This is a genomic window from Cohaesibacter gelatinilyticus, assembly GCF_900215605.1.
GTDB lineage: Bacteria > Pseudomonadota > Alphaproteobacteria > Rhizobiales > Cohaesibacteraceae > Cohaesibacter > Cohaesibacter gelatinilyticus.
Genome location: NZ_OBEL01000001.1, coordinates 19,002 through 45,495, shown reverse-complemented (window position 1 = coordinate 45,495; position 26,494 = coordinate 19,002). Strand labels below are relative to the sequence as shown.

The following is a 26,494-nucleotide window of genomic DNA, read 5'->3' as shown; positions in this document are numbered from 1 at the left end:
CCAATTCATCCTTTTATTTCAAAGGACTGACAGAAAAAGCATCTCTTCATGCGGATGCTCTTTTTGACCGGCCTTTGCAAATAGTCTTCCCGTTCTCATCCTGATATATTTCACGGTTTTAAATGCTTCGGTCAAAGCAGACTTGTATGCCCTGAATTCACGAGACGGGAAAGTGAAAAGCCAGCCCGCTACGGGCTGGCTTTTCGTATTTTTTACTGACCACCACCACGGGTGTGGACATAGACCGCCAGGGATTTTACCGTCACAGGATCGAGACGTTTTTCCCAAGCAGGCATCACGCCCATACGACCATTGGTAATGGTTTCGATGATGGTTGCACGATCGCCACCATAGAGCCAGATGGCATCAGTCAGGTTTGGAGCACCCAGTTCCTGAAGGCCTTTTGCATCTTCACCATGGCAAGATGCACAATTCTCTTCGAACAGAACCTTGCCTGCTTCCAGATCAGCGCCATCATCGGTTGGCATGCCAGACAAAGACATCACATAGTTGGCAACGGTGAGGATATCTTCTTTTTCCAAGATCTCATCACGACCGAATGCGGTCATGTCGCCAGCACGTTCATCATCGTGACCGGAACGGATACCAACGCGAATGGTTTCGTGAATGGCATCAACGCTACCACCCCAAAGCCAGTCATCGTCCACCAGGTTTGGATAGTCGGTGGTTCCAGCAGCACCGGAGCCGTGACATGCAGAGCAGTTGTCACCGAAGGCGGCAGCGCCCTGTGCCTCAGCAAAGGCACGAAGATCATCGTTAGCGAGGATCTCATCGACGGTTGCGTCCTTCAGGCCAGCACCCTTTTCCAGACGCGCAGCCATCAACTGGTTGTATGCTTCCAGACCTTCGGCACGGTTGGAATGACCCAACATGCCTTTGGTGTAATCGCTGACCAATGGCCATGCCGGGTAAGCTACCCAGTAACCGATCGCCCAAACGATAGTGATATAGAATGTCCACAACCACCAGCGTGGCAGAGGATTATTCAACTCTTTCAGACCATCCCACTCGTGACCCGTCGTCTCGACGCCGGTGATGTGGTCCATTTCCTTGTTATGTTCACTCATTCTCAGTCCTCCCGCAGCGGCACGTGAGACGCTTCGTTGAACTTATCCTTGTTGGATGGCCATAAGGCGTATACCAGGACACCGGCAAAGATCAGCACGAAATAGAGCAAGCCCCATGTCTGCGCGAAGTTAGCTAAAGTTTCATAGGTCGACATGAACTCGCTCCTTAGCGAAGGTCTGCCTTGTCATCATAGATTGAGAAATCTACCAAGGTGCCCAACATTTGCAGATAGGCAACCATCGCGTCCATTTCCGTCACTTCGTCAGGATTGCCATCGAAATCACGGATCATGACACCTGGATAGCGCTCTTCAAGAGCATCCACATTGTCATCATCAGGATTTGCCTGAGCCATCATATCGGCCTTGGCGTTGGCAATCTGCTCATCAGTGTATGGTACACCAACGAAACGATTGACTTTCAGGTCGGCAGAAATATCCGGAACCTTGAGTTCTGCCTTTGCCAGGAATGGATAGCCAGGCATGACAGATTCAGGCACCACAGACCGAGGATCGATCAGATGGTTTACGTGCCAAAGGTCAGAATATTTGTTGCCAACACGAGCAAGATCAGGACCTGTACGCTTGGAACCCCATTGGAACGGGTGATCGTACATGGACTCAGCTGCCAGAGAATAGTGACCATAGCGTTCAATCTCATCACGCATCGGGCGGATCATCTGTGAGTGACACAGATAGCAGCCTTCACGAATGTAAACGTTACGACCAGCAAGTTCGAGAGGGGTGTAAGGACGCATGCCCTGCACCTTCTCAATGGTGCTCTTGAGATAGAAGAGCGGAACGATCTCCACCAAGCCACCGATGGCAATCACAATGAGGATACCAACAAGAAGCAGGATGGAATTCTTTTCAAGAACAGCGTGTTTGTTAAACATAGACATGATTGCCGTTCCTTATTCTGCAGGGACCAAAGATGGATCAGCAGCATCTACTTCTGCTTTTTCACCAACTTTTACGGTCATCCAGAGGTTATAGGCCATGATCAGGGCACCAGCGACAAACATAAGGCCACCAATTGCACGGATCATATAGAACGGATGCATCGCTTCCACGGATTCGATGAAGGAGTATTCAAGGAAACCAAGCTTGTCATATGCACGCCACATCAGGCCCTGCATGATGCCGGACACCCACATCGAAGTGATGTAGAGAACGATACCCAGGGTAGATACCCAGAAGTGCCATTCCACCAGACGATCGGAATACAGTTTCTTGCGGTTCCAAAGCCATGGAATCAGGCAGTAGATAGCACCGAAGGAAATGTAACCAACCCAGCCCAGAGCACCGGAATGCACATGACCGATAGTCCAGTCGGTATAGTGTGACAGGGAGTTCACGGCCTTCACGGACATCAGCGGCCCTTCGAAGGTAGACATGCCATAGAATGCAACGGAAACCACCATCATGCGCAGAACCGGGTCAGTGCGCAATTTGTCCCAGGCGCCGGAGAGGGTCATCAGACCGTTGATCATACCACCCCAGGACGGCATCCACAGGATGATCGAGAAGGTCATACCCAGTGTCTGTGCCCAATCAGGAAGCGCGGTATAGTGCAAATGGTGTGGACCTGCCCAGATATACAGGAAGATCAGAGCCCAGAAGTGCACGATGGACAGACGATAGGAGTAAACCGGGCGATCTGCGCGCTTTGGAATGAAATAATACATGATGGCAAGGAAGCCAGCAGTCAGGAAGAAGCCCACTGCATTATGACCATACCACCACTGAACCATGGCATCCTGAACACCAGCAAAAAGCTGATAGGATTTGATGCCGAATATGGAAACGGGGATGGAGATATTGTTACCAAGATGCAGCATTGCAATGGTCACAATAAAGGCCAGATAGAACCAGTTTGCCACATAGATATGAGGCTCACGGCGCTTCCAGATTGTGCCAAGGAACACCAGCAGGTAGGCAACCCAGACGATGGTCAGCCACAGATCGGCATACCATTCTGGTTCAGCATATTCTTTACCTTGGGTCGCACCAAACAGATAACCGGTACCGGCAATCACGATGAATGCATTATAGCCCAGAATGACAAACCATGGAGATACACGGCCTGGCAGGCGTGCATGGCTGGTGCGCTGTACCACATAGAATGAGGTAGCGAGCAGCACGTTACCACCGAAAGCGAAAATCACTGCAGAAGTATGCAGCGGACGCAAGCGGCCAAAGCTGGTCCATTCCAGATCAAAGTTCAGTACCGGGAAGGTCAGCTGCCATGCGATCAAGTCACCGACCACAAAACCAGCAATACCCCAGAACATTGCCGCAACAGAGGCAAACTTGATCGGGCCAAGGTTATAGCCTGATTCATCAACGTCCGCAGGACGTTTGAAATAGGCATTGAAAATAAGGAACACGCCGAGTGCTGAGAATATCAGACCGACGGTCGCGTGAAACGCCATGACACCATCAACCGCCTTTGCAGCGATAGCCAGGCAAGCGAAGGCAAGGGCGGTCAGGAATACCGCAAACAAGCCTTCTTCTACAGAGAGTCTTTTAATTGTGTGAGCCATCTTTCAGTCCCATCTAGGAACGCACTTCCCCCAATAAGGGTCAACCGACCCTATGGTTCAGTGGTTTCATACGCTTTGACTCATATCAACGTGAAGGGGCTGAACCGCTTACAAGGTGCGACTCGTAGTCACACTCTTGACGGCCATCAAAATTTTGACACAATGAAAAATATATATAATTCATTGCGTTATTCATCATAATACGCAAATTTACGCCTCATCCCCGCGATGAAAGCGGTTAAAAAAAATGTGCATGTGATATGCACTTTCTTTCAACTGCTAGCCCAAAGACTCATAGCTCAACGTGGTATTTTCGGATGTAAAGTCCGCTTTCATCAAAATGGAAGAGCGGAATTTCGCGATTATCATGACAGAATACGCAGAATCATTTTGTCCATACTGGTCTGTTTGAACGCGCTGCTCGCACCCAATCCGTCGCCCGCACACACCTTTTCCAAATTCCTCGACAGCAAAGTGAAGGTCGGCTATGACCGAACACCTGCATCATTGAACATAAGGAACAATGTGTTGAACTGGCTTTATCTTGGTTTTGCGATTTTTTGCGAGGTATTGGGAACATCAGCATTGAATTTGTCGGATGGCTTCAACAAACCTGTTCCGACTGCATTGAGCCTGTTTGCCTTTGCCATTTCATTCTTCTTGCTCTCGCTTGCTCTGAAAACAATTCCCGTCGGTGTGGCCTATGCCATTTGGTCTGGAACTGGAATCGTCCTGATTTCAGCAATCGGATATTTTATCTTCAAACAATCGCTGGATGGACCTGCATTACTGGGTATCGGTCTCATTTTAGCCGGAGTGATCATCATAAATCGCTTCTCAAACAGCGTTGGGCACTGAACCGGCAATCCTTAATTCTTACGCGAGGAGTATCCATATGAAAGTTTCTGGCCACAGTCACGATCTGTCACTGCGAAGACCGCCAAACGATTTCAGGCACTGCTTTTCGCACCTTTGTTCCAACACCCAGTGACGATATTTGCTTTTCAGGCTCAGGCATCAAGACCTACATAAAAATTGGCTCTAGCGGCGCACGGCGAGAGCAGGCCTTCTGCAGCACCTGCGGTTCCGCCATCCATGCTACCGGAGAGGGTCCCGAGCCCAAAATCTACAATCTGCGTGTCGGGGTCATGAAGGAAAAGACTGACCTGCTTCCCAAAATCCAGAAATTCCTCCGCTCATCCCTTCCTTGGTTGCAGAATATGAAAGACATCCCCGGCCTCAACACTCAATGAGCCAAGCTGTTGGTCGTCGTAACAAAAAGTTATTCGCTTCTATCAAAGATGCATTATAGTGCGCTGATGTTCGATGACCATGCAGATCATCGTTTTGCTTTGTAAAGCTCAGTCAGGTATTTTGCGCAATTGAGGCTGTATTTCATGGGGCCAATTCACCACCCTTCCGGCATTCATATGGATCGTTCAGTGGTTACATTCCCTTTGGTGCTGCTTCTGATGATCTTTCTGGCAGGGTGTGCTTCACGAGGGAGCCTGAGCCATGCCACGCCTGATATACCCCAAATTGCTGATATTGAACTGAAAACTGTTTTTGTCGCCACCAACCGACAGCGAGAAGAAGGAACAAAATACCTGTCCTTCGGACCTGAGCGCAGCGAAGAAATCTCCTATGGCCGCTTTGAGATCAGCATTCCTCCCAATCATAAAGTTGGCGAGATTGAATGGGCCACGGGCAAAGTCAATCCGACCCGTCATTTCGTGACGGCCAAAAGTGCCCTTCTGTCGTCACCACAAGATTTTCGCGCGTCACTATCGCAAGATCTCATCAAAAGTCAGTCCTTTACTCCCGGCGGCAAGAAGGAGGTCATTCTTTTCATCCATGGCTACAATACCAATTTTGCCGAGGGTCTCTATCGAGTGGCCCAGTTGCGCCATGATTATGAAATGCCCTCACCCATGGTTTTGTTTTCCTGGCCAAGCGCAGGGAAAACCGGCCTTTATGTTTATGACCGCGATAGCGTGATCGTATCCAGAGACAATCTGGTCAATGTCATTGAACAGCTACACAAATCTGGCGTCGATCAAATTACACTTGTAGCCCACTCCATGGGATCAAGCTTGCTTATGGAAAGCTTGCGCCAAATCCACATCAGCGGTCGCAAATCGATACTTTCCAAGGTGAATGGAGTTATTTTGCTCTCTCCTGATATTGATATCGATGTATTTAACAATCAACTGGATCACATTCGCCCCTTGCCACGCCCTTTCATGATTTTCGCCTCGCAAAAAGATGAAGCGCTTGAAATATCCAGTTTTCTCACTGGCAAAGAACAGCGCATTGGCAATAACATTGATTTGGAAAAAATCGCGCATCCAGGTATCAGTGTCGTTGACGTCACCGATTTCAAAGGTGGGGACAGCCTGAACCATTTTACTGTCGCGACCTCTCCTGCCTTGGTCAATCTTCTGAAAGGTCTACAAGAAGAAAGTCCGTTGGAGGCCCTGGAAGCAGGTGTCAAACAACAAAGCCTTGGCAGTCAGGTCGCCAATACTGCAACCCTTCCCCTGCGCATTCTCACCACAACCACCAATGCAGTTTTTTCTCGATAGTCCTTGATTGGTCTTGCGTTGGAAATCGGTGGCATGAAAGCGATATATACGCACTGTTCCATATGACAAATCGGTAAGGTTTGACTGAAGTCAAAGCCGTTTTTGGTGCTGGGGAGCTAAATGCAGCCATGACCAACGTGACCTTGAAATATGCAACGCGTGCTGTGCCGCGTTACACCTCGTATCCCACTGCTCCGCATTTTGACGCCGACTTTGGACGAGACATCTATGCTGAATGGCTAAAAAGTGTGGACCCATCAGTGCCGATCTCATTGTATCTGCATGTCCCTTTCTGCCAGTCCATGTGCCATTATTGCGGTTGCTATACCAAGATCACGCAAAAAGAAAAGCCACTTCAGGATTACGCGGATATGCTGGTTCGCGAAGTGGAGCTTGTTGCGTCAAAACTACCCAAGCAACAGCCTGTCTCTCATATCCACTGGGGTGGCGGTACACCTTCCATTCTGCCACGTGACGCTTTTTTGCGGGTTGTAGAGGCTGTGAAAACGCATTTCACTTTCACGGATGACATGGAACATGCCATTGAGCTCGATCCACGCACGGTGACACCAGAGCTGGCAGAGACCTTACGGCTCGCTGGCATTAATCGCACCAGTCTTGGTGTGCAGGATTTTGATCTCAAAGTGCAGGAAGCCGTTGGTCGCGTGCAACCATATGAGATTGTCAAAGCATCTGTTGAAGCCTTACGCGCCGTTGGCATTGAGGAAATCAATCTGGACCTGATGTATGGGTTACCCCATCAGACCCGCGAAACCATTCGCAATTCTGTTGATCTGACCGCAAGCCTCAATCCGACACGCCTTGCTCTGTTCGGCTATGCTCATGTGCCATGGATGAAGAAACATCAGCGACTGATCAAAGAGGAGTTGCTGCCAAACGCAGAAGAACGGATTGCCTTGTTTGATGACGCCTGTCAGGCACTGGCAGACTATGGTTTTGAGAAGATTGGTCTCGATCACTTTGCAAAATCCGACGATCCTTTGGCTATTGCCGCTCGCGAAGGTTCCATGCGACGCAATTTTCAAGGTTATACCACCGATGAAGCCGAAATCCTGATCGGTCTTGGCGCTTCTTCCATTGGCAAGATGCCGCAAGGCTATATTCAGAACAGTCCTGATTTTGGTGGCTGGGTACGTTCTGTTGAAAGCGGAGAACTCCCCATAGCTCGCGGACTTGCCATGGATTCAGATGACCGTGCACGCGCCGCAATCATCATGTCCATCATGACCGCTTATACAGTCGATATCGCAGCTGTTGCCAAGGACTTCAATGTCAATCTGGAAGCCATCCGCGCCAGTTCATACAGTTATCTTGACGAATTGATCGAAGACGGGGTCGCAAAGCGCAATGGTGACATTGTCGAAGTGACCCATGAAGGACGACCATTGGTTCGTCTGGTTGCAGCTGCCTTTGATGCCTATCTACATAAAGGCAAAGGTCGCCATTCCGTCGCAGTCTGATCGGAGACAAACCTGCTGTAGACTGGTTCAAGAAACACAAAAACCCGCATTTTGCGGGTTTTATTTTGGACTATTCTGAACGCTATCCGTGTGGATATCCCAATAAAAATACGTATAAATATCTATATCAATATTTACCTGTCAAATGGCAAAGCCCACACACATTCATCACACGGATACGGTCCTGTTTCTCCATAGTAATGACCTTGCGGCGCTTCATGTCAGAAAGAACGCGGCTGACGGTCTCGATGGTCAGGCCCAGGAAATCCGCAATCTCCTGACGTGTCATATTAAGGGTTACTACAGACTCATCTACATCGTCCTGAGGGCCAATACAGGTGAAATCACCCCGGCTTGGAACAAAGCGCATCAGGAAGGATGCAACACGTTCGTGAGCAGATTTACGCCCCAAAAGTACGGCATGCTCATGAAGGTTCTGCACCTGAGATACGAGGCACTTTTTCATATGCTCTTGCATGGAGTCCGAATTTTCAGCCTCCTTGCGCGTCATCAGATGCACAAGGGTTTCCGTTAGAGTTTCTGCTGATACATCATAGACTTCGCCGGCGGGAACACCGAACAAATCGCCAGGCCCGAGGATTTCAACCACTTGGCGACGCCCATCGGGAAGCAGCTTGTAGAGCATGACAGAACCAGAAGCGACTTCGTAGATATTGCTCGCCGGATCTCCTTCGAAAAAGATTACTCCGTGGGCCGGAAACTGCTTATGTCGAGAAAACTGACGAGACATACCATTTCTGGCTTCAGCCGAAGCACTTTCAGAAGTCTGCATTGTTCTTGCATTGGGCTGCATATAGGGGTCCACAACTGAAAATACGCGCTCTTGTGACATATCCCTCTTTCCAGATCCATCCAGCACCAGCTGAACTGACCTTTGTGTTACGGAGATATCTGATGCACCTATACGACATCACTTAATCTATCGCAATCTGCATCTTGTAAGAATAGCTATAGCACGTATTTTTACGAAGGGTGTAATCGAAAAGTGGTAAATTCGAAAAAAGTAGTAGGAAGCAGGCAATTTTTTCGCAATTCAAAAGAGGTTGGCCCGGATCGAACCAACCTCTTGATCTTTTGGCGGAAAGGATTCCACCGGTTTGATAGACACCAGCAAGGTGCAAAGCCATTGGCGATCTGAAATCTAATGGCCGGTGAGAACAATGCGCACCAGATCTGCGGTATTGCGGGCCTTCAGTTTCTCCATGATACGAGCACGGTGCACTTCAATGGTGCGAGGAGAAATGGCAAGGCTCTGCCCTGCTTCCTTGTTTGATGCCCCTTGGGTGATTTGCAGCAGAACATCGCGCTCACGCGGGGTTAAGCTGTCAGCACCGGGGAAGGTCCAGTTGATGAGATTATTCTCACCTTCCTTGAGCCCCTTATGGGCCGCTTCGATGATTGCCTCAATCCGTTCAACCACAGCGGTTCCATCAAAAGGTTTTTCAATGAAGTCATGTGCACCTTGTTTGATAGCGGATACGGCCATAGGAATATCGCCCTGGCCAGAAATGATAAGCACAGGTGCTCCGCAATGGCGAGCTGACATTTCTTCCAGAACCTGCAGACCAGAACGGCCCGGCATATGCACATCAAGCAAAACAGCAGACGGGCAGATATCTTTTAACCTGGCCAGAAAATCATCGCCGTCGGCAAAGGTTTCAACCTGATAACCTTCCAGTTCAAACAAGACAGATAAAGCGTCACGAACTGCAGGGTCATCGTCGACGATATGGATCGTTGGGTGAAGACTTGTTGTCATTGTTTATTCCTTATGGAAAGCGCCAGACGAACAGGCCGTTGGCAACTTCAGCTGCCAGCCCGCATGGTGGCATGGCCTGTTGGAGCGCGCCAGTTTCGCTTTCTGGCAACAGTGGCTAAGCAAGCCAGTCCTGATAAGACTGGGGGTTCAATTATCAAATTCCTAGACATTCTCTCCCCCGTCTGTCTTGCGCTTGATCAAAAGATTGGAGAGAGGTTGCCCTGTTTCATCCTTTTGTTTCCCGATCCGGGTCTCGGGCGGGTCCAAAGCAACAGGCAAAGACAAGACAAAACAGGCACCGGCGGTTTGAGGATCATAGGGAGCGAGTTCGAGGCTACCGCCATGATTCTGAACGATCGAGCGAGCAATGGCCAAGCCCAATCCCATTCCATTCCGTCGCGCAGTTGAGAACGCTCTGAAGAGACAGTCACGCTGTTCCGGTTTGATGCCAGGGCCATTATCGGTAAAACGAATTTGGAGCTTGGAGTTTCTTTCCCTACTTGCTTGATTCAACAAGAGGTCTATGTGAATGGATCGATATTCCTGCGTGCGCATGGCTTGGAATGCATTTCGGAACAGATTGAGGAAAACCTGTTCGATCTGTACCGGATCAACCAGCACTTGAGGCAAGACCTCTTGGCACTGAACCTTGATTTCAACATCTGAAACCGCAAAACCGACCTGAGCCAATTTTTTGGCGCGCTCAATGATTGCTGCCATATCGCATAAAATCCGTTCAGGCTCTTCCTTCTCAATGATGGAGCGTATGCGTTGCAACAATGATGACGTTCGCTGAGCTTCCTGAATAGCTCTGCGGGATAGATCAACCAGTTTTTCAATATCCTCAGCATCCAGACTGTCTTCGGACTTCTTCTGGCTGCTTATGAGTTTACGTTCAATCGCCTGCAGATAAAGGATGATGGCCGTCAAAGGCTGGTTCAGTTCATGGGCGACAGTCGCCCCCATTTCATCCATCGCATTAATACGGGTCATCTGGTTCAATTCGGCCTGGAGATCGCGCAGACGTCCTTCCGCCTGCTTGCGTTCTCTCAAATCCCGCATGACACCTATGAATTGCGGCCCGTCTTCGGTCTGCGCCACTCCAACGGACAGATCGAAAGGAAATACCGTTCCATCTTTGTGGCGACCCTGTACTTCACGTCCAATGCCAATGATGGAATGCCGTCCCGTTTCCAAATAGGTGTCGACATAGGCATCATGATGGCGAGAGTATTTGGGAGGCATCAGGATATTGACACTCTTCCCGATAACTTCTTCTGCTGTAAAACCAAACAGGGCTTCACTGGCTTTGTTGTAGAGCAGAATGCGGGATTGTGCATCCATCAAAACGATGGAATCGGCTGCCATATCCAACAAGGACATAAGCCGCACATCGATATTCTTAAGAGGACGGAATTCTCTGGGTTCCCCACTACCCATAGACGGATGGCCACGATGCCCATGCATTTGTTCTTTGGAGCCAGTCTCAGTCATGCTCGCCCGGTCTCTTGTTTGTCCTGTCATCCCGTTTTCAACATCATGTGGAGACAAGATACGACAGATTTTTTCTCTTCAGCTGATTGCCATACAACGTCCTCACAAGCTGAGAAGACGCAGGAAACAGCCAATTTTTCACGCAGAATAGCCAGCCTTGTCTCCGAACGCTTTGACCAAACGCAAAGCTGGGAGGGAAAGCGAGCGGATCAGGCTAGTGATTTTGGCGGATTTCAAGACTTTGCGATTGGTCTATCGACCAGTTGGCGTGGAAAAAATGCAGCTCTGTTAAATGCTATGCTATAGAATCATAAGCTTATGTCCGAATGCCGTCACATACCGGTTCAAACAAGGAAAGAGTGCATGCTGCAAGGTTGGATGGTTGTTGTCACGACCCTGATTTATATCGGCTTGTTATTCGTAATTGCATCCTATGGCGACCATCGTGCACGTGTGCAGGCACCCAATAAACGCAACCCCAATCTGTATGCTCTTTCACTTGCAGTTTATTGCACATCCTGGACCTTCTTCGGATCGGTTGGACTGGCGAAATCTTCCGGTCTTGATTTCCTGACAGTTTATGTAGGCCCAATCATAGTCTTCACGCTTGGATACCCATTGGTCCGCCGCATCATTCGGCTATCAAAAGCAGAACGCATTACATCCATTGCCGACTTTATTGGTGCGCGTTATGGCAAAAGTCAGGCAGTTGCTGCCGTCGCCACATTGATCGCCGTTGTCGGCACGATGCCCTATATCGCCTTGCAACTGAAAGCGGTGGCAACATCGGTTGCAACCATGATGGCGCATATGCATATCAAATTCGTCGACGGTCAATTGCCGGTGCTTGCTGATATTGCTTTCTTTGTCGCCATAGCCATGGCAGTTTTCGCCATTCTGTTTGGCACACGCCATGCAGATGCCACCGAACATCAAGGCGGCCTCATCCTGGCAATAGCGACCGAGTCGATCATCAAGCTGATCGCCTTCATAGTGGTTGGCCTGTTCGTTACTTTCTCGATCTTTGACGGACCTCGCGATCTTTTGGCACAGGCTGCGGAAGCAAACCTTTCCATTCTGGGGCCAAATGGTGGACCTGATGCCATCAATTGGATGGTTTTGATCCTGCTTTCCGCCGGGGCTGCCCTTTTGCTGCCACGACAATTCCATGTCGCAGTCGTCGAGAACACGTCCGAACAATCCCTTAAACGCGCAACCTGGATGTTTCCGCTCTATCTGATCGGTATCAACCTTTTTGTCATTCCCATTGCTCTTGCAGGGAATATCCGTTTTGGTGACGTGATAGACCCTGACAGCTATGTTTTGACATTGCCCATGGCAGCGGGAGCCGACCTGGTCACATTGATTGCCTTCATTGGTGGACTATCAGCCGCCACTGCAATGGTCATTGTCTCCTCGGTCGCTTTGGCAATCATGATATCAAATGATATCGTGATCCCGCTCATTTTACGCCGACATGCCGACAATGCCATTGACGCGCCAGATATGGGCCGACTGCTTTTGAATGTCAGGCGCCTTTCCATCCTGCTGGTTTTCACCCTCGCCTATGCCTTTTATCGAACAGCGGTCAATAATACCGCCCTTGCCCAGATCGGACTTTTGGCCTTTGCTGCAATGGCACAATTCATGCCTGCCTTGTTGGGTGGTCTGATCTGGAAACGAGCAACGGCACGTGGTGCCATTGCGGGTCTTTCCGTGGGCTTCTTTGTCTGGAGCTATACACTTCTGCTGCCAATGTTCGCGCAATCCGGCCTGTTGCCAGCGGGGTTTTTGGCTGATGGCCCATTTCATCTGGATTTCCTCTCTCCACAATCCCTGTTCGGCACAGATATGCCACCGCTTGTTCACGGTGTTTTCTGGAGCCTTTTATTCAATGTAATTGCTTATTCTGCCGGCTCCGTGTCTCGTTCCCCTCGCCCGATCGAGCGATTGCAAGCCAATGTCTTTGTACCGGATGAATTGCGCTCCCCTCCTGCTCTTCGCCTATGGCGCAGCACCATTCGCGTCGGAGACCTGGAAGATATGGTCGCGCGTTATCTGGGTGCCGAACGAACCGAGCGCTCTTTCCGTGCTCATGCCCAACAGCGGGATATGGTCTATGAGCGAGATATGGAGGTTGATCCTCATTTCCTGCGTTTTGCAGAGCAATTGCTTGCTTCGGCCATTGGATCCGCCTCCTCGCGACTTCTGATGAGCCTGTTGCTCAAACGTCGAGAAACCGCCCCCAAAGGAACAATGAAGCTTCTGGATGATGCATCCGAAGCTCTGCAATACAATCGTGATCTGTTGCAAACTGCACTCAATCATGTTCGGCAAGGCATCGCGGTGTTCGATAATGATTTGCGCCTGACCCTTTGGAATCGCCCTTTCCGGGATCTTCTCAATATCCCACCAGAATTCGGTCAGGTCGGTACTCCACTCCTATCCATTTTGCATTACATTGCTGAACAGGGCGAATTGGGAGATGGCCCTCGAGACCAATTGGTCAATCAACGAATTGATCTTTTGGCTGTGCAATTGGCAACCTATCAGGAGAGTATGAAGCTTTCCGGTCTGACGTTGGATATTCGCTCCAATGCCATGCCAGAAGGAGGCATTGTTATCACCTTTACTGATGTGTCTGAGCGGGTTCGTGCGGAGAAAGCATTGGAGCGAGCCAATGAGACACTTGAACGACGGGTCAAGGACCGGACACGCGAATTGATGCATGTGAATGATGCGCTTCGTACTGCCAAACAGGAAGCGGAAGAAGCCAATATCTCCAAGACACGCTTTTTGGCGGCAGCCGGTCATGACATCATGCAGCCATTGAATGCTGCAAGGCTCTACACGACAGCTCTGGTTAATCGACTGGACCCCGATCTGAAAAAACCGGACGAAGCTCAGATGGCCAGACATATCGACAGCTCCATGGAAGCAGTGGAGGATATTCTGGGAGCCTTGCTTGATATCGCACGTCTTGATTCCGGTGCCATGAAAGCCCAGCTCTCTGCCTTCCCGATTGATGAATTGCTGGATCGCTTCCGCATTGATTTCAAACATCAGGCGGAAGAAAAAGGGCTTGATCTGCGAATCCTGTCTTGCGGGCTTCACGTCAGATCCGACAAGCACTTGCTGCGCCGCCTCCTTCAAAATCTCATATCCAATGCCATCAAATACACCCCAGAGGGCCGTGTGGTGGTGGGATGCCGTCGCAAGGAAGGCGCCATTGAAGTACGTGTCTATGACACCGGCCTTGGTATTCCCGAAGCCAAGCAAAGTGAAATTTTTCAGGAATTCCAGCGTCTGGACGAGGGAGCAAGAGTCGCTGCTGGCCTGGGCCTTGGCTTGTCTATCGTAGATCGCATTTCCCGTGTTCTGGAACATCCCATCGAATTGCGCTCCGAGCCTAACAAAGGCTCCGCATTCTTTGTAACGATTCCTGCTTTTCGTCTTCTTCATAGCGCGCGGCGCCTTGAAGCCCCCAAAGCCCTGGGCAATCAACCGCTCAGCGGCCTCAGTCTGCTTTGCGTTGACAACGAGCCTGTCATTCTGGAGGGTATGCGTGCCATGCTGGAAGGTTGGGGTTGCCATGTCATCACAGCTGGCAACCTTCCCGATGCCGAAAAACTGGTAGCACAGGCGGAGCATAAACCTGACGGATTGCTCGTGGATTATCATCTGGATGAGATGTTGGGCACAGAACTGTGCGTCAAACTGCGTTGGAAGCTGGGTAAGGATTTGCCAGCCAGCCTGATTACGGCTGACCGCACCGCAGATGTTCGTGATGAAGCTCGCTCCAAGGACATGCAAGTTCTTAACAAGCCGGTGAAACCAGCTCAATTGCGTGCGCTCTTGAACCAATGGCATAGCTTGGTAAAACGTGAAAAAGCAACTGAAGCATTGGATGAATAAGATCCACACTTCCATGGGCAAAAAGAAACCCGTCGGTGATGCCAACGGGTTTCAAAACTCCAGCTTATGTCCTGATCATGATGTTGACATAACGGATTGCCACTGCCCGGCTTCGATCTTTGCCGCAGCAATCACAGCTTGCGTACGGCTATCGACATTGAGCTTTTGCAAGATCGCTGAAACATGTGCCTTTACCGTTGCTTCGGAGACACTCAACTCATAGGCGATCTGCTTGTTGAGCAGGCCCTCAGACAGCATCATCAATACACGCACCTGTTGAGGTGTAAGCGTGTTGAGACGCTCTACCAGATCGGTGATCTCATCCGAATAAGGTGAATTCAGATCAATGGTCTCTGGTACCCATGTTTCGCCGTTCAAAACTGCACGAATACCTTGCGCGATTGCTTCAATGGACAGAGATTTTGGAATGAAGCCGGAGGCGCCAAATTCCATACAGCGACGAATGGTTGGTACATCCTCACTGGCAGAAACAATCACCACCGGGATGGAAGGATATTGAGCGCGTAAATACAGCAATCCGGAGAAGCCCCGAACACCGGGCATGGAGAGATCCAGCAGAACCAGATCCACATCGTCAGAAATTTCCAGCTTGCCACCGACTTCTTCCAGTGTACCGGCCTCATGGATAGCGATCTGTTCGAAAATTGTTTCCAAAGTCTGGCGCAAAGCACCACGAAATAATGGATGGTCATCGGCGATGATAATATTCAGAGACGCCTGTTGCACTCTCGGTCCTCCCCCAACAGCTGCCGGAGCAGGCACGATCATGATCTTGCCTGCTCGCAAAATTCGTGAAACAGCTTCTTACAGACCTGCCAAATTCTGCAGCTCGCCTCACGCATAAAAGATGTAACCAACCCGTCTTGAAAACCAAGACCATACCCGGTCAGCCCTGCCCTCAGGATATGCACTATAACAGAGGGTTATGAATTGCAAACCCTAAGGCGTTGAAATTCCTTGACATGGCGCGGCCCCGGCCAAGCACTCCACCACACAAATCAGCATATATTCATTCTTTTGAACTATGGAATGTCAGCGAGCAATTGGCAAGTTCCAAGCATCAAGTTAGCCCTGTATCCAAAGAAAGTCCTTGCGTTTTCTCAATATTCTCCAACTCATGGGGAGAAAAACACGCCATTCTGGGCATTTTTGTCTTTCAAACTGCTATCTCTCAACTGAATCCGAGCTTAATCCTAAAGTCTGATACGCCTCAAACATTGAAAATCGGCCTGCTGGTCCAGTATCTTTTCTTCACATGAGATAAGAATTATACGAACACTTGTTGGTTTTCCGTCCTTGCGCTAGGTTGCCTTTCACAACACAATCGAGAGCGCTTCATGTCTTTCAATTTTCCTCCATCTCCTTACGATACCGGTGCGGTTTTGGCAGCCCGAACACCTGTTGAAGAAGACGTCATACGTCTGAACGACTGGATCATCGGGACCCTCAGCAATGGTCCCTGGATCTGGAAATTCACTGAACCCCAAATTCGGGAAGCAAGAAGAAATGGCGCAGGTGTTTTCCCTGTTGAACCGCACTCTCCTCATGCCGAAAACTTAACTATCGAAGACACGACAACACCCGTTCCACTGAGGCTTATCTTTCCGTCAGATGGACGAAAGGTTGATAGCGCTTATTTACACATTCATGGTGGTGGCTGGACCTTCGGTGCTGCCGACATGCAAGATCCAATGCTACAAGAGATTGCAAATGCCTGTTCATGCCTTTGCATTTCTGTCGATTATCGCCTTGCTCCAGAACATCCATACCCCGCTGCGCAAGATGATTGTGAAGCAGCAGCTCGTTGGTTCCTAAATGAAGGTGCTGAGCGTTATGGCATTACTCGTTTTGCAATTGGCGGCGAAAGTGCCGGGGCTCATCTTTCGCTTTGTACGCTATTGAGACTGAAGGCCAGAGATCTTAACCATGCTTTTTGTGGAGCCAATCTGGTATGTGGCGTTTATGATTTGACTCTGACACCATCTGTCCGCAATTGGGGTGAGGAAAAGCTGGTCTTAAACAGTGATGATATCGGCCAGTTCAGGCAACGCTATCTATCTGGCGATGCCGCCAAGATGGATTGGTACCAGTCGGATATTTCACCGCTTTATGGCGATCTTACACATCTTCCTCCTTGCCTGATCACCGCGGGAACCCAGGATCTGTTGCTCGATGACAGTTTGTTCCTTCATGAGCGATTGGAGACTGTAACCAGCCCGAACCAATTGGCACTCTATCCAGGCGGCTGTCATGTCTTTCCGCTTTTCGACATCGAGATGGGACGCAAAGCGCTTCGCCATTGCGAAGATTTTCTAAAACAATGCTTTGATTCAGCCCAATCAGAAAACTCATAACAAGCCCCAATAGGCCGATACAATCATTTATAGACAATAGGACCAATCATGCCCGCTCTTCGAACATTACAGACCTTCGTCAATACCTGGGAATGTGATGAAAATGACCACATGAATGTGCAATTCTATTATTCAAAATTTGATGATGCGGCCTTGGTTTTTCAGACATTGATTGGATTGGACGAGCAGCTCAGCCCGCGTGCGCGTCGTCATGTTCGCTATCACGCAGAATTACGAGGTGGAGAACAGGTGGCCATTCAGTCTTCGTTTGTCTCCAGCGATGACAGCGGGACCGTCTTGCAACATATCATGCTTGAAACCCACAGCGGACGACTGGCAGCCACGGCAATTGACTATTACTCTGAGCAGGCTATCGGCGAATTCTCTGATGTTACCGAACCTCTTGATCCAAGAGCAGTGAGCCGCTCTCTTCTGCATTCCTTGGAAGATACAGATATCACCCGCCAAGTGCGCGAGGCTCAAGGCTTCCCGGTTACCTCACGCGGCGTGGTGCGAGCAGAGCATTGTGGCAAAGATGGCGTGGCAAGGGACCAAGCCTATATTTCCTGCGTCTCGGATGCAGCGTCCCATGCCTGGGAGCTGGTCGGTCTGTCTGGCGGTTGGCTCGGTGAGCGCGGATTTGGCCGGGTTGCAGTAGAAATGCGCCTCAGTGTGTTTGAGCCATTGAGACTGGGGGATATCTTTGAATTGCGTACCAGCTTCATTGCGTCCCGCTCGAAGAGCTTTTCCAAGCGCTATGATATTTTCAATCTCAAAACCGGCAAACTTTGCGCCGTGAATGAAGCAACGGCCATGATCCTTAATCATACCACCCGCAAATCGGAGGCAATTCCAGACTTTGCTCAAGAAGCAATCCGCGCACTGTCCAGCTCAAAAATCGAAATATAGGTCCAAAGCTACGTAAGAGGTTCTCAGGCTCGCTCGTCTGCCAGATCACGCTTGAACTCCTTTACCAAACCAAAGAAGTGGCGGAACAAACGCTCACTGCGATCCAGAAACTCTTCAAAATGGGCGCCCTCTTCATCCTGCTCGGTCAAACCCTTGTCTGGTTCAACAGGCACCGGAGTTTTCGGCAGTTGTTGCGCATTCGGGCTTTTGGGCTGCATGGCCTCATCAGATGGGTGTGATTCCAACTTTGCCAAGCGCTGCGAAAGACTATCCAGCTGCTGACGCAAATCCTGCATTTGCTTGCTCTGCATCGCATTAAGATTGGCCAGACGTGTAATTTCATCCAATAAAGCTGCCTGCTGATCCTGTGCATTCTGCAACTCCTTCAAGTCACTGCAAACCCAATCAGCCCCCTGCTTGTCACACAATTCAACAATCCCGCTCTGGCGGTCCATACGCAAGGTTCCGCCCGCAATCGTTTGAAAGCTGTAGCGCTGACTGGCTTCATCATCGTTGGAAACAGCCAAGGATGATGTTACCCCGGCACTGGTTGCCAAGAATGTCAGGCTCAATAGCGTTGCAACAGGATAGGACATGTCAACTCTCCCTCGAAGGACGGCTGATAATGGATTAGTTAGGACGCTCGATTCGCACCATGGTCTAGCAAGGCTATGCGCCAAGACTATGGCAGGGTGACACGAGATTGGCTCTATGTTTTATTGAGATGATCCTTGATGAGCGCAGCGACAGTTTTATCATGGAATTTGGCTAGATCATGATCTCCACCAGCGATGATTTCAAGATGACTGTTGGGTAGCAGTTTATTCAGGCGCTCACCTACTGCTACTGGACTGATCGGGTCCTGATCCCCCCATATAAGCAATGCCGGGATGGTAAGTTGCCGGATTGCATCGCTTAGATCCAGGGTTGGCTCCTCTATCCATCTGGCCGCCTTTGGAAAGGCTTCTCGATAGTCCCCACGCCAATTCGAGCCGCCAAGATCCGCAACTTCCACTCCCCCTGATGCCACGGTCAACACCAGCTTCTGAATTTTATCGGAATGCCGCAATGCCGTTTTGATTGCGACATAGCCTCCCATGGATTGAGCCACCAGATTGACAGGTTCGGAAATCTTCTCACAAACCATATCAACCAGATCATCAATGGAGTTGATATGCTCACACGCCGGTTCCTCTCCCAGACCAGGCCAGGAAATCAGCTCATAATCTCCACCCAATCGCTCTGCGACTGGGTGCCAGAATTGCGCATTTCCGACCGCTCCGGGCAAATACAGTGTCTTCACCATCATATGTCCTCATCATCTTGTTGATGACAGTTTGGCGAGATCCAACTCTATCGTAAAGTCCCCTAAATTTTGCAACGGAGCATAAAAAAGCAGCCCTGACTTCAGGGCTGCTATTTGGCCGCTTGGGTGGGGAGTAAGCGGCTGGCTGGTTATTATTATTCTTGGCAGGGACTGTTAGCCCGCTTCGTATGGTGGCCGACCGGAGGTTATTGCATCTCGCAGCAACTCGAACCTGTCCTGCCCCCAAAACGCTTCTCCCTGATAAACAGGGGATGGTGATCCAATGATATCGAGATCGATACCATCCGTGGTATTTGTTTCATAGAGATCCAGTATTTCCTGCTGTCCGGAATCACTGAGCACTGAAGCAGCATCCAATCCACAATCCGCAAGCGCATGTGCCACAGTGTCAGATTGAGCGATATCTTGCTCCTTCACCCAGACGCAGCGCATGACTTCACCCATGAAGGGTGCAGGATCAATGCCTCTATTTTGCAGAACAATGACTGCACAGTCAGCCAATGCCGGATTGGTCGGGAAGTATTTCGGGTCCAGGTTCATATCCAGACCGCGTTTGGCACTCCAGCGCTGCAATTCCAGCTTTCGTGTTCTCAGCCGAGCTGGATGGCGATCCCCAAAACCCAATCCACCACTGGCTGCAAAAACCTTACCCAGTTGCACCGGTTTATAACTCACCGTGCAACCCGTTTGCTTGACCAATTCCTGAAACGCCCAATGGCCCAAATAGGCAAAAGAGGAAATGGTCGTAAAGTAATAATCAATATGCGGTTTTTGATCCACCCAGAGGCCCTTTCAACTTGTCATTTGACAGCTGGAGCTAAATTGGAATCAAGTATCCACATTCTATACCGATAGGTCAATTAAATTCTATTCACAATAGCACTATCCCAAATGCAAGCCATCAATAAAAGTATCTTCAATAGAAAACTCCGTCTGATACCGACCAGACGGAGCAATCGTCATTTAAACCAGATTACGGATGAAAATTTCAGGCGAGATGGCGCAACAGCAAGGCTATTGTGGTCAGCAGATTTTGCTTGATGACAGCTTGAAAGGCTTTTTGAAAGGTCGGCTCGATTCCTGATAAACGTCCACTCTAGCGGATGATCTGGACGCAGAGTAGGAAGTGTAGTTCAAATCTGCCTGACTGTTCTTGCTGATTTTGCATGGCTGTGATTTGCAAGAGAAAACCAGCCTCCAGAAGAAGGCTGGCTTGTTTCTGGTACAGTAGCTGAACCTATTATTCCGCCGCTTCGCGCTTGGTCGGTTTGCCCCCCTCTGGTGGGAAGCGTCCATAGAAAGTCTCATTGTTCTTCGCCATATCTTTCAACAGTTTGGTTGGCTTGAAACGATCACCATATTTGCGATGCAGTTTCTTGCATTTCTCAAGGAATGCTGGTGTGCCCATGGTATCGATATATGAGAAAACACCACCGGTGAAAGGTGCAAAACCAAAGCCTAGAATGGAGCCGACATCGCCTTCGCGCACATCTTCCAGCACCCCATCTTCCCAGACCCGTACAGCTTCCAAAGCTTGTGCTACAAGGAAGCGATCCTTCAGTTCGGCTTTGTCAAGATTATCGGGGTTCAAGATGGTCTCTGGTATGTCTTTCAGACCCGGCCACAGCGCCTTGTTGCGCCCCTGATAATCGTAGAAGCCCTTGCCGTTCTTGCGGCCCAGACGACCTTCATCGACAACCATCTTTTTGAGTAGAGCATGCTGATTGAGATCAACAGCCTTGTCACCCAGTTGCTTTTTGGTCATGTCCAGAATGTTCCAGGCCAGTTCCAGCGCCACTTCATCATTCAGTGCCAATGGCCCGACCGGCATGCCTGCCTGTTTGGCGAGATTGTCGATCATCGGAGCTGGTACACCTTCGGTCAACATCAGGTGGCCTTCTCGGATATAGCCAAGAACCGAACGGTTGGCATAGAAACCGCGACCATCATTGACGAGGATCGGCGTCTTCTTGATCATGGAGACATAATCCAACGCCTTGGCGATGGCTTTCTCACCAGTGCGTTTGCCTTTGATGATCTCCACGAGCATCATCCTATCAACCGGTGAGAAGAAATGGATGCCGATGAACTTGCTCTGGCTTTTGATGGACTTGGCAAGTTCGGTGATTGGCAGGGTCGAGGTATTGGAGGCAATCGTGCAGCTCGGACCGACCACGGCTTCCACTTTCTCGAAGATCTCGGCTTTCAGCGCCGGATTTTCAAACACCGCCTCAATCACCAGATCGCAGCCTTTCAGATCATTATAATCGGCAGTTGGTGTCACCAGAGACAGAAGCTTTTCCGCCTTTTTCTTGGTGCTACGACCCTTGGCAATGGCTTTCTTCAATGTCTCTTCAATATGGCCTTTGCCCTTATCAGCGCTTTCCTGATCGCGATCAACCAGAACCACTTCCAACCCAGCTTTGGCAGAGACATGAGCGATACCAGCACCCATGAAACCAGCACCAATCACTGCGATCTTCTTCAGGCGTTGGTCGCCGACAGAAGCCGGACGCCGCGCGCCTTTGCCGAGATCCTGCATATTGATGAAGAGCGAGCGGATCATATTGCCTGCTTCAGGCGTCGCCATCACCTTGGCGAAATAGCGGCTTTCCACTTTCAGTGCATCATCGAAACCAAGCAACAAACCTTCATAGGCAGCGCGTACCATATAGCGAATGGCTGGGTAATTATCGTGGGTTTCACGACGATAGATAGCACCGACCGCTGGCCACATCTGGAAACCAGCAGGAGAGTAAACACGGCCTGACGGCAGCTTGAAACCTTTCTGATCCCAAGGCTTGATTGCAGACAGGCCTTCCTTGATCATCTTCTTGGCTTCAGGCACCAGACGATGATTTGGAGCAACCTTATCGACAATCTTGGCAGCCAAAGCCCGTTTGCCGTTCAGCATGGAGCCCTTCATCAGAAACTGCAGGCCAGCTTGCGTATCCATCATGCGCAAGATGCGGGTGGTCCCACCAGCCCCCGGGAAGAGGCCAACCTTGACTTCTGGAAGGCCGAATTTGGCACTGTCCTTATCAGTCATCACACGACCATGACAGGCGAGCGATAATTCGCAAGCTCCACCAGCACAAATTCCATTGATAGCCGAGACCCAAGGCTTACCGGATGTTTCCAGCTTGCGGAAGACGAGGGTCAGTTTGCGGCTTTCTTCGAACAGGTTGGTTGCCGCAGTCGTCTCGTCGGATTTGGCTTTCTCGACATGATATTGCTTGAGCAGACCTTCCAACATGGTCAGATCGGCTCCGCCGGAAAACTGACTTTTGCCGGAAGTGAAAACCACGCCTTTGATGGCATCGTTCGCGGTGACATCATCAATCAGTTTGTCCAGTTCCTGAATCACTTCAACGGTGAAGACATTCATGGAACGATCGGGCATATCCCAAGTAACAAGGGCGATAGCATCATCATCAATCGCGATGGAGAAATTGGTGTAATCAGTCATATCTCGTTCCTCCTCTTACACGCGTTCGATGATGGTTGCGGTGCCCATGCCAGCCCCGATGCAGAGGGTCACGAGAGCGGTGTTCAAATCTCGGCGTTCCAATTCATCCAGTACCGTGCCAAGGATCATTGCCCCAGTGGCACCCAATGGGTGACCCATGGCGATAGCACCGCCGTTGACATTGACCTTGGCTGGATCAAGATCGAAATATTGCTGATAACGCAGCACAACAGATGCAAAGGCTTCGTTGATCTCGACCAGATCAATGTCATCCATCGACATACGGGCGCGTTTGAAAAGCTTATCGGTCACATCACAGGGTCCGGTCAGCATCAAAGCTGGCTCGGAACCGATATTGGCAAAGGCACGGATTTTTGCACGAGGTTTGAGCCCGGCATTCTTGCCGCCACGCTTGTTGCCAATGAGAACAGCAGCAGCGCCGTCGACAATGCCGGATGAATTGCCTGCATGATGCACATGATCAATCCGCTCCAACTCCGGATAGCGATCCAATGCAACAGCATTGAAGCCGCCCATCTCGCCGATCATGCCAAAACTTGGATTGAGGTCGGCCAGATCTTCCTTGGAAGTCCCTGGGCGCATATGCTCATCTTTGTCGAGGACCAGCGCGCCATTGATATCCTTCACCGGGACAACAGCGTTATCGAAATAGCCCTTGTCCCAAGCATTTGCCGCACGCTTCTGACTTTCCGCCGCCAGACTATCAACCTCATCACGGTTGAACCCATATTTGGTGGCGATCAAATCGGCAGAGACGCCTTGAGGCATGAAGTATGATGGTACGTTGACGCCAGGATCCATGAACCAGGAGCCTCCGGATGAGCCAAGGCCAAGACGGGACATGGCTTCGACCCCGCCGCCGATGGTCATATCGTGAGCGCCAGCCATTACCTGGCTGGCTGCCATGTTGACGGCATCAAGTCCAGAGGCACAAAAGCGATTGATCTGCATACCCGGAACACTCTGCGCGTAATCAGCTGCGAAGGCTGCTGCGCGAGGAATAACGCCACCGGCTTCGCCAATTGGATCGACGCAGCCCAGAACGATATCCTCGACCAAGGATGTGTCCAGATTGTTGCGATCCTGTATGGCTTTCAGAGTTCCTGCCGCCAGTTGCACGGCCGGAACTTCATGCAGGCTGCCATCAGCCTTGCCACGCCCGCGCGGGGTGCGCACATGATCATAGATATATGCATCTGCCATATGGGTTCTCCGTCAATCTTGATCTAAGTGCACCCGGCATATCGGCTGGATGCTGTATTCTACTATAGTGCCTAGGCAGGCAATCAGAAGGCTTCGGCGGACATCGCCATGGTCACATCAGCACCGGCCTGAATGCGTTTCAGGCGCATGGTGGTTTGTGGCATCACGCGTTCCATGAAGAAGCTCGCCAGGGTGAGCTTGGTTTCAAAGAAATCCTTGCGGTTCTCATCTTTGTTGGTCAACGCGATTTCTGCCATCTGCGCCCACATATAGCCGAGCATGACATGCCCAAAGAGATGCATATAGTCGACCGAACCAGCACCCGCATGGTCGGGGTTGCCAAGGGCATTTTCACCAAACCACATGGTGGCCTTTTGCAAATCTTCCGCGCCACGCTTCAATGGCAGAATGAACGGAGCCAGATCTTCTTTTTCGGCACGCTCCTGAATATAACCGCCCAGCTCCTGGAATAGCCCCATGATGCCACGTCCACCATTGGCCATCAATTTGCGACCAACCAGATCAAGCGCCTGAATGCCATTGGCACCTTCATAGATCATGGTGATGCGGGCATCGCGGACATATTGGCTGATACCGGTTTCTTCGATGAAGCCATGGCCGCCGAAAACCTGTTGCGCCAAGACGGCATTTTCAAACCCGCAATCGGTGAGTACACCTTTCAGAACTGGCGTGAAGAGGGCCAACTTGTCTGCTGCTGCCTGACGGGCTTTTTCGTCTTCACTCTTGTGGGCGATGTCAGATTGTATGGAGGTATAGATCGCAAAGGCGCGGGCAGCTTCATTGAAAGAACGAATGGTCAGCAACATGCGGCGTACATCGGGGTGCACAATCAGCGGATCTGCCGGACCATCTGGATTTTTCGCACCGGTCAATGCACGACCTTGCAAACGATCCAGAGCATAGTCTCGCGCGTTTTGGTAGGCCGCTTCAGACTGGGTCAAACCCTGAACGGCAACGCCGAGACGCGCTTCGTTCATCATCACGAACATGGCTTTGAGGCCCTGGTTTTCTGCACCAACCAGCCAACCAGTGGCTCCATCAAAGTTCATCACGCAAGTGGCATTGCCATGAATGCCCATTTTCTCTTCAATCTTACCGCATTCAAGGCTATTCGCCTCATCGGGATTGTTGTCAGAATCTGGAATGAACTTCGGCACAACAAAGAGCGAAATTCCCTTGGTGCCTTCTGGCGCCCCTTCAATGCGGGCCAAGACCAGATGGATGATATTCTCAGCCATGTCATGGTCACCAGCGGAGATGAAGATCTTGGTACCGGTAATCTTGTAGGAGCCATCATCTTGTGGAACTGCCTTGGTGCGCAGCAATCCCAGATCCGTACCGCAATGAGCTTCGGTCAGGTTCATGGTGCCAGTCCATTCACCAGACATCATTTTGGGCAGGAAGCGCGCCTTGATCTTGTCATTGGCATGCACACTCAGGGCGGCAAATGCGCCTTGCGTCAGACCGGAATACATTGAGAAGGACAGATTGGCTGACCCCATATATTCATTAATGATTACCGACAGGGTCGAAGGCATCCCCTGCCCTCCATAAGCCACGTCGCCGGAAAGCCCCATCCATCCGCCTTGCGCATAAGTCTGGTAAGCTTCTTTGAAACCTGGAGGGGTCAGGACCGATCCATTATCTGCTCGAGAGCAACCCTTGGAATCTCCTGGTTCGTTGAGCGGGGTCAGAACCTCTTCGCAGAATTTTGCCCCTTCACGCAAAATCGCCTCGACCAGATCTTCTGTTGCTTCTTCGTAACCGGGCAAGCTTGTCAATTGCTCCAGACCAAACAGGTCCTTGAGCAAAAACAGGCTCTCTTCAACAGGCGCTTTATAGACTTGCATCCTCGATTTCTCCTCCTGTCAGCCCGGTCAATGCAGTTTCGATTCACCGCAAGCCAGAATATGCATAACCAAAGCTTAGCTTCGTTTTGAGTGAGGTCCAGAGAGAAGTTGTATTGCGATCTCTCATTATTGCGGTTCATCAGACATTAGCGGAGATAAACTGCACTTAATCACACCTTACGTTCGCGTAAGCGTTAGATATTATATATCTGCTCGGAAAGATTGAGACAAGGTAAAGACGGCTAAAATCCCATAACTTTGCCGTGTTCGCACCGTCATTTGGTACGAGTTCCTTTAGATGACGTAGGGGGCATTTGACTTTCTGGCTCAGTCAGGCAGATACAAGATTTTGGGGAAACATCTTCAGAAACCACGGATCAACCCGTTAACTGTAAAAACCACAAGACTGATCGATGACCATGCACTCGATT

The 26,494-nt window shown here is 50.3% G+C and carries 21 protein-coding genes; 7 read left to right on the top strand and 14 right to left on the bottom strand.

Features of this window, described 5'->3' with window-relative positions:
• Positions 1-212 precede the first annotated feature (212 nt).
• The 4 genes from ccoP to ccoN are packed head-to-tail and all read right to left on the bottom strand — an operon-like array spanning position 213 to position 3,633.
• Entirely contained in the window at positions 213-1,088 is an 876-nt protein-coding gene (ccoP, locus tag CRO57_RS00185; protein WP_097151409.1) for a cytochrome-c oxidase, cbb3-type subunit III, read from the bottom strand.
• 2 nt (positions 1,089-1,090) lie between these two features.
• Positions 1,091-1,243: a cbb3-type cytochrome c oxidase subunit 3 gene (locus tag CRO57_RS00180; RefSeq protein WP_097151408.1), complete on the bottom strand. Its 153-nt coding sequence runs from the start codon at positions 1,241-1,243 to the stop codon at positions 1,091-1,093.
• 11 nt (positions 1,244-1,254) lie between these two features.
• Positions 1,255-1,989 (bottom strand): cytochrome-c oxidase, cbb3-type subunit II, encoded by a 735-nt coding sequence (gene ccoO / locus CRO57_RS00175; RefSeq protein WP_097151407.1) that lies wholly within the window; start codon positions 1,987-1,989, stop codon positions 1,255-1,257.
• A gap of 12 nt (positions 1,990-2,001) precedes the next feature.
• Positions 2,002-3,633 carry a cytochrome-c oxidase, cbb3-type subunit I gene (gene ccoN / locus CRO57_RS00170; protein ID WP_097151406.1) on the bottom strand — a complete coding sequence of 544 codons (1,632 nt, stop codon included), beginning with the start codon at positions 3,631-3,633 and terminating at the stop codon, positions 2,002-2,004.
• A gap of 525 nt (positions 3,634-4,158) precedes the next feature.
• Here ccoN and CRO57_RS00165 point away from each other — a divergent pair.
• The 4 genes from CRO57_RS00165 (at position 4,159) to hemN (ending at position 7,699) form a co-directional block, all read left to right on the top strand.
• A complete protein-coding gene (locus tag CRO57_RS00165; protein ID WP_342068267.1) occupies positions 4,159-4,491 on the top strand; it encodes a DMT family transporter in 333 nt (110 codons plus the stop codon).
• Between the two features lie 47 nt (positions 4,492-4,538).
• Complete coding sequence (locus tag CRO57_RS25305; protein ID WP_097151405.1) at positions 4,539-4,886, top strand: GFA family protein; 348 nt, start codon at positions 4,539-4,541, stop codon at positions 4,884-4,886.
• 144 nt (positions 4,887-5,030) lie between these two features.
• Positions 5,031-6,218 carry an alpha/beta hydrolase gene (locus CRO57_RS00155; protein WP_097151404.1) on the top strand — a complete coding sequence of 396 codons (1,188 nt, stop codon included), beginning with the start codon at positions 5,031-5,033 and terminating at the stop codon, positions 6,216-6,218.
• 128 nt (positions 6,219-6,346) lie between these two features.
• The gene (gene hemN / locus CRO57_RS00150) at positions 6,347-7,699 is read left to right on the top strand and encodes an oxygen-independent coproporphyrinogen III oxidase (protein ID WP_097153102.1); all 1,353 of its coding nucleotides are present in this window, start codon (positions 6,347-6,349) and stop codon (positions 7,697-7,699) included.
• 127 nt (positions 7,700-7,826) lie between these two features.
• Here the strand turns inward: hemN and CRO57_RS00145 are convergent, their stop codons facing one another.
• The 3 genes from CRO57_RS00145 to CRO57_RS00135 all read right to left on the bottom strand — a co-directional run bounded on the left by CRO57_RS00145 (position 7,827) and on the right by CRO57_RS00135 (position 10,973).
• Positions 7,827-8,552, bottom strand: a complete 726-nt coding sequence (locus CRO57_RS00145; RefSeq protein ID WP_210200716.1) for a Crp/Fnr family transcriptional regulator — start codon at positions 8,550-8,552, stop codon at positions 7,827-7,829.
• A 309-nt stretch (positions 8,553-8,861) separates the two neighbouring features.
• Complete coding sequence (locus tag CRO57_RS00140; RefSeq protein WP_097151403.1) at positions 8,862-9,479, bottom strand: response regulator transcription factor; 618 nt, start codon at positions 9,477-9,479, stop codon at positions 8,862-8,864.
• 162 nt (positions 9,480-9,641) lie between these two features.
• The gene (locus tag CRO57_RS00135; RefSeq protein ID WP_170955875.1) at positions 9,642-10,973 is read right to left on the bottom strand and encodes a two-component system sensor histidine kinase NtrB; all 1,332 of its coding nucleotides are present in this window, start codon (positions 10,971-10,973) and stop codon (positions 9,642-9,644) included.
• Between the two features lie 363 nt (positions 10,974-11,336).
• Between CRO57_RS00135 and CRO57_RS00130 the strand changes: the two genes are divergently transcribed.
• On the top strand, positions 11,337-14,888 hold the full coding sequence (locus tag CRO57_RS00130; RefSeq protein ID WP_097151401.1) for a hybrid sensor histidine kinase/response regulator: 3,552 nt from the start codon (positions 11,337-11,339) through the stop codon (positions 14,886-14,888).
• Between the two features lie 75 nt (positions 14,889-14,963).
• Here CRO57_RS00130 and CRO57_RS00125 read toward each other — a convergent pair whose 3' ends face one another.
• Positions 14,964-15,635 (bottom strand): response regulator transcription factor, encoded by a 672-nt coding sequence (locus tag CRO57_RS00125; protein WP_244579978.1) that lies wholly within the window; start codon positions 15,633-15,635, stop codon positions 14,964-14,966.
• A 611-nt stretch (positions 15,636-16,246) separates the two neighbouring features.
• Between CRO57_RS00125 and CRO57_RS00115 the strand changes: the two genes are divergently transcribed.
• Both CRO57_RS00115 and CRO57_RS00110 read left to right on the top strand, forming a co-directional pair.
• Positions 16,247-17,263 (top strand): alpha/beta hydrolase, encoded by a 1,017-nt coding sequence (locus CRO57_RS00115; protein WP_097151398.1) that lies wholly within the window; start codon positions 16,247-16,249, stop codon positions 17,261-17,263.
• A gap of 48 nt (positions 17,264-17,311) precedes the next feature.
• Positions 17,312-18,172, top strand: a complete 861-nt coding sequence (locus CRO57_RS00110) for a thioesterase family protein (RefSeq protein ID WP_141401139.1) — start codon at positions 17,312-17,314, stop codon at positions 18,170-18,172.
• 23 nt (positions 18,173-18,195) lie between these two features.
• Here the strand turns inward: CRO57_RS00110 and CRO57_RS00105 are convergent, their stop codons facing one another.
• From CRO57_RS00105 to CRO57_RS00080, 6 genes are all read right to left on the bottom strand, one after another.
• Positions 18,196-18,768 carry a hypothetical protein gene (locus tag CRO57_RS00105; RefSeq protein ID WP_097151396.1) on the bottom strand — a complete coding sequence of 191 codons (573 nt, stop codon included), beginning with the start codon at positions 18,766-18,768 and terminating at the stop codon, positions 18,196-18,198.
• Positions 18,769-18,881: 113 nt separating this feature from the next.
• Entirely contained in the window at positions 18,882-19,481 is a 600-nt protein-coding gene (locus tag CRO57_RS00100; protein WP_244579977.1) for an alpha/beta fold hydrolase, read from the bottom strand.
• A gap of 171 nt (positions 19,482-19,652) precedes the next feature.
• Positions 19,653-20,279, bottom strand: coding sequence for a 2-hydroxychromene-2-carboxylate isomerase (locus tag CRO57_RS00095; protein WP_097151395.1), 627 nt, complete (start codon positions 20,277-20,279; stop codon positions 19,653-19,655).
• Between the two features lie 460 nt (positions 20,280-20,739).
• On the bottom strand, positions 20,740-22,968 hold the full coding sequence (locus CRO57_RS00090; protein WP_097151394.1) for a 3-hydroxyacyl-CoA dehydrogenase NAD-binding domain-containing protein: 2,229 nt from the start codon (positions 22,966-22,968) through the stop codon (positions 20,740-20,742).
• Positions 22,969-22,983: 15 nt separating this feature from the next.
• Positions 22,984-24,192: an acetyl-CoA C-acetyltransferase gene (locus CRO57_RS00085; RefSeq protein WP_097151393.1), complete on the bottom strand. Its 1,209-nt coding sequence runs from the start codon at positions 24,190-24,192 to the stop codon at positions 22,984-22,986.
• Between the two features lie 83 nt (positions 24,193-24,275).
• On the bottom strand, positions 24,276-26,063 hold the full coding sequence (locus tag CRO57_RS00080) for an acyl-CoA dehydrogenase C-terminal domain-containing protein (RefSeq protein WP_097151392.1): 1,788 nt from the start codon (positions 26,061-26,063) through the stop codon (positions 24,276-24,278).
• Positions 26,064-26,494 lie beyond the last annotated feature (431 nt).